The following is a 1,791-nucleotide window of genomic DNA, read 5'->3' on the forward strand; positions in this document are numbered from 1 at the left end:
CAGGGGCTTAAGGACCCTTAGTATCACTGGATTCGATATGGGCGCATACCAGCGGGTACGGGAATATCAACCCGTTGTCCATCGACTACGCCTGTCGGCCTCGCCTTAGGTCCCGACTTACCCTGGGCGGATTAGCCTAGCCCAGGAACCCTTGGTCATTCGGCGCAGAAGTTTCTCACTTCTGATTCGCTACTCATGCCTGCATTCTCACTCGCACAGCCTCCACAACTCGATCACTCGGCTGCTTCACCGGCTGCACGACGCTCCCCTACCCATCCACACAAAGTGTGAATGCCACGACTTCGGCGGTGTACTTGAGCCCCGCTACATTGTCGGCGCAGAATCACTTGACCAGTGAGCTATTACGCACTCTTTCAAGGGTGGCTGCTTCTAAGCCAACCTCCTGGTTGTCACTGCGACTCCACATCCTTTCCCACTTAGCACACGCTTAGGGGCCTTAGTCGGTGGTCTGGGCTGTTTCCCTCTCGACTACGAAGCTTATCCCCCGCAGTCTCACTGCCACGCTCTCACTTACCGGCATTCGGAGTTTGGCTGACGTCAGTAACCCGGTAAGGCCCATCAGCCATCCAGTGCTCTACCTCCGGCAAGAAACACGCAACGCTGCACCTAAATGCATTTCGGGGAGAACCAGCTATCACGGAGTTTGATTGGCCTTTCACCCCTACACACAGGTCATCCCCCAGGTTTTCAACCCTGGTGGGTTCGGTCCTCCACACGGTCTTACCCGCGCTTCAACCTGCCCATGCGTAGATCACTCCGCTTCGGGTCTACAGCATGCGACTACAAACGCCCTATTCAGACTCGCTTTCGCTACGGCTCCCCCACACGGGTTAACCTCGCCACACACCATAACTCGCAGGCTCATTCTTCAAAAGGCACGCAGTCACATCACAACCGAAGCAAGCTTCGGCTAAGCTCCTACGGCTTGTAGGCACACGGTTTCAGGTACTATTTCACGACCCCTCACCGGGGCGCTTTTCACCTTTCCCTCACGGTACTCGTTCACTATCGGTCATCAGGGAGTATTTAGGCTTACCAGGTGGTCCTGGCAGATTCACACAGGATTCCTCGAGCCCCGTGCTACTTGGGATCCCCTCAAACAGTCGACAGAGTTTCGCCTACCCGGCTCTCACGGTCTACGGCGCAACTTCCCAGAAGCTTCGACTACCCCATCGATTTATCACTGCTCGCGGTCACAGCGGCAACCACAAGAGGGTCCCACAACCCCACACACGCAACACCCGCCGGCTATCACACGCGCATGGTTTAGCCTCATCCGCTTTCGCTCACCACTACTCACGGAATCACTCTTGTTTTCTCTTCCTACGGGTACTGAGATGTTTCACTTCCCCGCGTTACCACCAACCGCCCTATACATTCAGACGGAGGCAACACCACATGACTGGTGCTAGGTTTCCCCATTCGGACATCCCCGGATCAACGTCTGGTTGGCGACTCCCCGAGGCTTAACGCAGCCTCCCACGTCCTTCATCGGCTCCTGATGCCAAGGCATCCACCGTGTGCCCTAAAAAACTTGGCCACAAAGATGCTCGCGTCCACTATGCAATTCACAAACAACAAACGAGTGCCAAGCCCACCCCACCACCAGACCCGGCAACACCCCACCAACGTGAAGCACCACCAGCGGTATGACAGGAGACCAGTCCCGCAGACGAGGAAAAACCAGCCCTACAGACAGCGAGACCACCTCACGGCGGCCTCGCCCTCCAGGCCCGTTCCCTCAGGACCCAACAGTGTGTCCAACCCGAC

The 1,791-nt window shown here is 56.7% G+C and carries 1 rRNA gene (only partly in view); it reads right to left on the reverse strand.

Features of this window, described 5'->3' with window-relative positions:
- Positions 1-1,561 (reverse strand): 23S ribosomal RNA (locus tag ABZT47_RS40210); it reaches 1,644 nt to the left of the window's first position.
- Positions 1,562-1,791: the final 230 nt, after the last annotated feature.

It is taken from the genome of Sphaerisporangium sp. NPDC005289 (assembly GCF_040607455.1).
GTDB classification, from domain to species: domain Bacteria; phylum Actinomycetota; class Actinomycetes; order Streptosporangiales; family Streptosporangiaceae; genus Sphaerisporangium; species Sphaerisporangium rhizosphaerae.